This window comes from Adlercreutzia sp., assembly GCF_056795635.1.
In genome coordinates this window covers 1-4,454 of sequence record NZ_JBQIIT010000055.1, presented here as the reverse complement: position 1 = coordinate 4,454, position 4,454 = coordinate 1, and the positions used below count along the sequence as shown (strand labels likewise).

Sequence of the window (4,454 nt, the reverse complement as noted above, 5' to 3'; positions counted from 1 at the left end):
TGCTCGACCAAGGGAGAGGCCACCATCTCGGCAATAACGTCGAACTTGCCGTGGCGCAGATCGTCATCCACGATGAAGCGCACAAGCGGCTGGCCGTCCATAACGAGGCCCGACTCAGCGGCCTTCGCGGACAGGTACGTCTCAGTCTCGCCGGCAAGCGTGGGGTAATAACCCAGAAGGCGCCGATCGTCGTCGGCGTTGACGAGCACGGTGTACAGGGTGGGAGCATACTGCTTACCTGCGCCGACCATCTTCTCGCGGCGCATCTGCTTCTCGGCCTTCTTGGCAATCTGCACGGGAGACAGCGGGGCCGCGCCCATGCGGTCGGCGGCACCTTCCACGGTGTCTTCCATTTTGCCTTCGAACCTTGAGAGGAGTCCCATGTGCTTCTCCTTGTATCTACCATGTTTAAGCTGCGACTAATTTGCACATCCGCATATTCTGCCACAAACCCTTCGTCGCTTGGTCAACAAGCGCCCAACCTTACGCAATCGTCACAGGGAACGGGGCGGACAGCCGATGCAGGCATCCTCTGCAGCAGGGCGGCGCCGTGCGGCAAGGTAGACAAGGCGGAGGCGACGGTTTCGTGCCGTCTTTGTGTTGCGGAACACGAGGTGCCCGCGCAGCCTATAATGATGGCCCGTAACCGATACAAGCGCCTCGGACTGCGAGGCCCGCACGATGAACGAGGACCCCATGAGCGACGTGAACGACCTGACCATATCCCTGTACGGCACCGTGCCCGACTCCATTGTGGACGGGCCGGGGCTGCGCTATGCCGTGTTCGTGCAGGGTTGCTCCCACGGCTGCCCGGGATGCCACAACCCCGAAAGCCAGCCGGCCGAAGGCGGCACCGTCACGGCCATCAGCGACCTGCTGGCCGACATCGAGGCCAATGGCCTCGTGCACGACGTGACCCTCTCGGGCGGCGAGCCCTTCGAGCAACCGGAGGCCTGTGCCGTGCTGGCCCGCGCGCTGAAGGAGCGAGACTACGGTGTATGGTCATTCACGGGGTACCTGTACGAGGACCTGCTGCGCCGAGCGGAGGCGGCTCGCACCGAACGCACGCGGCGCGAAGAGGCCGGCCTGGCCGGGGAAGCGCTCGCCGCGGGCATTGCCGCCGACCTGGCCGTAGGAGATTTACTGGATGCCATCGACGTGCTGGTGGACGGCCCCTTTGTGGAATCCCGCAAGTCGCTGGAACTGAAGTGGTGCGGCTCTTCCAACCAGCGCCTCATCGACGTACCTGTCACCCGCCGCACGGGCAGTGTTACCCTCTGGCAGCCCACCGACTTCAACCTGGAGAAGCCCTCGAACTGGTAGAGAGCCTCGGCTATTGCCGCACTCTCAAAATAGTAGTTGTAATAGTGAAATAGAAATTTCACTATCGAAGCAACATGAGGACGCCCAGCAGGAAGAGAGGCTGCGAAAAGGCCCTGATCATCCCGCTATTCGGCCGTTGCGGGGAAAAAGAGGGTGAAGGTAGCGCCCTCGCCTTCCTTGCCGCCGACCTCGATGGTGCCTCCGTGACGCTGGGCACCGTGCTTCACGATGGCCAGGCCCAAGCCCGTGCCGCCGGTTTCCTTCGATCGGCTCTTCTCCAGACGGTAGAAACGCTCGAAGATCTTCTCGCGCTTGGCCTCGGGAATGCCGGGGCCGTCGTCGGCCACCTGCACGGTAACGCCCTCCGAAGAGCCGTCCACCTCCACCCACACATGGCCACCCTCGTCGTTATAGCGAATGGCGTTCTCGATGAGATTGTGGAGCATCTGCTCCATGAGCCCCTCGTTGCCCGTCACCGTGACCGGAGCACCCTGCACCTGCACGCTTACCGCGCGCTCGTCGGCGAGCTTCACCAGGCGCCCGGCGGCGCGCTGAGCCACGCCGAGCACCTCTACGGGCGCAGTGACAGCTGCATCGGGCGGCAGCTCATCGAGGCGCGAGAGCGTGAGCACGTCGTCGATGAGCGCGCGCATGGCCTGGGACTCCTGATGGATGAGCCCGGCGAACCGCGGCACGTCCTCAGGTGGCACGAGGCCGTTCTCCATAAGCTCGGCATAGCCGGAGATCACCTGGAGGGGCGTCTTCATCTCGTGGGACACGTTGGCCGAGAAGTCGCGCCGCAGGCTCTCGGCGCGGGCCAACTCCTCGTTCTGGGCCCGCAGGGTGCGCTGCTGAGAGTCGATACGGGCGAGCAGCGGGCGCATCTCGGCGTACACCGGCACCTTCCACGGGTCGGCGGGATCCACCTCGTCGAGCGGGCGCACAATGCTGACGGTCAGCGCACGGGACACAGCAAAGGCGAGCGCTACGCCCACGATGAGCGTCGCCACCACGCACACGGTCAAATCGCCGCCGAAGAAGTCGGCCATAACGGCCGCGGAGTTGGGCACCTGCATCATCGTGGCGTAGAAAATGCCCGCAAACATAAGCGTGAGCAGCACAATGCCCCCGATGGTGAAGGTAAGGACGCTCCGCAAAATGCGGCCGGACAGGCTGGGAGCGGCACCTGCGGCATCGACGGCTTCCGGCCGCCCGGCGCCTTCGACCTCGCTCATAGTGAAATCTCCCGCATCCGATATCCCACGCCGCGAACGGTGCCGATGGCCTCCTCGGCACCGGGCGCTGCCGCGGCAAGCTTCTTGCGCAGCGTCTTCACGTGCATATCCACCGTTCGCGTCTCGCCGACGAAACTTACGCCCCACACCCGCTCGAGCAGCTGCTCGCGGGTGAGGACGCGGCCCTTATGCTCCAAAAGAATGCGCAGCAGGTCGAACTCCTTGCGGGTCAGGGGCAGCTCCACCCCGGCTGCCGTGGCCGTGCGCGCCTCGGGCGACAGGGAGATGGCCCCGCAGGACAGCCAGCCAAGTTCCTCAGCCGGAGAGCCCGACGCTCCCTGGGCGGGCCGGGCGGCGCGGCGCAGAAGCGCGTTCACCCGCGAGACGAGCTCCATCATGCCGAAGGGCTTCGCCAGGTAATCGTCGGCCCCGGCGTCGAGCCCGCACACCTTGTCGAACTCGGTGCCCTTGGCGGTGAGCATCATAACGGGGATGTTCTCGGTGGCTGCGTTCGCGCGCAGCTGCTGCACGAGGCTCAGGCCGCTTTCTCCGGGCAGCATGATGTCCAGCAACGCCGCGGCGGGAGCCTTCTCGCAGCAAGCCTCGATGAAGCCCGATCCATCGGGGAAGGCCCGCACCTCGAAGCCGGCGTGGCGCAGGGCATAGCTCGTCAGATCGCGAATGTGCTCATCGTCTTCTACGTAATATATGAGTGCCGGCGCAGCCATGGGAGTCCTTTCTCGTCTGCGTGCCGCATTGTATCTCATGCCGCCAGCGCAGAAGAGGCGAGGCCCTAAGTCGTCAATAAGCTGACGGGGCCTCGCCTCCAGGAAGCAGATTCTAAGCGCAGGATGGCAGATTCCGAGGCCATTGGCCGCTGCAGAGCCTATGCTGCGGCGGTGTCGGGAGCGAAGGGGGTCTCGGCCACGGGGTTGCGCGGGCGGCGGGGGCGGCGCGGATGGTCGGGCAGCACCGCCATGACGATGCGCACCATGAGCGACACCAGGGGCAGCCACAGCAGGGTCATGGTCACGTTGAACAGGGTGTGCGCGTTGGCAATCTGACGGGCGATGACCTCGATCTCGGGACCCGGAGTGAGGGCTGCCACCACCGAAGCTGCCGGGCCGATGAGCCACACGAACAGCAGGCAACCGGACAGGTTGAAGATGCAGTGGGACAGGGCCACGCGCTTGGCATCGCGGCTCTGGCCGACAGCGGCTAGAAGAGCCGTGATGGTAGTGCCCAGGTTGTCGCCGAGCAAAATGGGAAGGGCCCCCTCCAAGCCGATGACGCTGGCACCGTCGGGGCCGGCCTGAGCGGCGAAGTTCTGCAGCACGGCGATGGTGGCGCTGGAGCTCTGCACGACCAGGGTCATGATGGTGCCCACCGCTACCCCCAGAATCGGCACGCCGGTGACCTGGGCGATCATGTCAGTGAACACGGGGTTCTCGGCCAGAGGCTTCATAACGGCCCCCATGGTGTCGATGCCGAGGAACAAAAGGCCGAAGCCGAAGATGGCCGTACCGGTGAGCTTCACCTTCGACTGCTTCGCCAGGGACATGACGATGAAGCCCACGAGCACGATGCCGAGCACGTAGTCGGACAGCTTGAAGGCGATGATCTGGGCCGTAATGGTGGTGCCGATGTTGGCGCCCATGATGATGGGGATGGCCTGGCGCAGGTTCATGAGGCCGGCCGCCACGAAACCGATGGTCATGACGGTGGTGGCCGACGAGCTTTGCAGCACCGCCGTGGCCACAGCGCCAGCGAGCACCGCCACCAGCGGATTCTTCGTCACCGCAGCCAGAATGGAGCGCATACGCTCGCCCGCGGCCTCTTGCAGGCTGCTGCTCATGAGGTTCATGCCATACAGGAACAAGGCCAAGCCGCCGAACA

5 protein-coding genes are annotated in these 4,454 nt (G+C 64.8%); 1 reads left to right on the top strand and 4 read right to left on the bottom strand.

Translation table 11 applies throughout. From position 1 onward, the window contains the following. A partial coding sequence (locus tag ACTOXK_RS12085) for a DUF3662 domain-containing protein (RefSeq protein ID WP_482280002.1) occupies positions 1-383 on the bottom strand: 383 nt, incomplete at its 3' end. Between the two features lie 313 nt (positions 384-696). On the opposite strand from ACTOXK_RS12085, the gene ACTOXK_RS12080 reads away from it, so the two are divergent. Beyond that, positions 697-1,323, top strand: a complete 627-nt coding sequence (locus ACTOXK_RS12080; RefSeq protein WP_217968732.1) for a 4Fe-4S cluster-binding domain-containing protein — start codon at positions 697-699, stop codon at positions 1,321-1,323. 125 nt (positions 1,324-1,448) lie between these two features. Here ACTOXK_RS12080 and ACTOXK_RS12075 read toward each other — a convergent pair whose 3' ends face one another. From ACTOXK_RS12075 to ACTOXK_RS12065, 3 genes are all read right to left on the bottom strand, one after another. Next, a complete protein-coding gene (locus ACTOXK_RS12075; protein WP_217968733.1) occupies positions 1,449-2,558 on the bottom strand; it encodes a sensor histidine kinase in 1,110 nt (369 codons plus the stop codon). Next, positions 2,555-3,286: a response regulator transcription factor gene (locus tag ACTOXK_RS12070; protein ID WP_286143339.1), complete on the bottom strand. Its 732-nt coding sequence runs from the start codon at positions 3,284-3,286 to the stop codon at positions 2,555-2,557. The genes ACTOXK_RS12075 and ACTOXK_RS12070 overlap by 4 nt, the downstream gene beginning before the upstream one ends. A 158-nt stretch (positions 3,287-3,444) precedes the next feature. Then, positions 3,445-4,454: Na/Pi cotransporter family protein (locus ACTOXK_RS12065; protein ID WP_482280001.1), on the bottom strand; the 1,010-nt coding region annotated here is incomplete at its 5' end.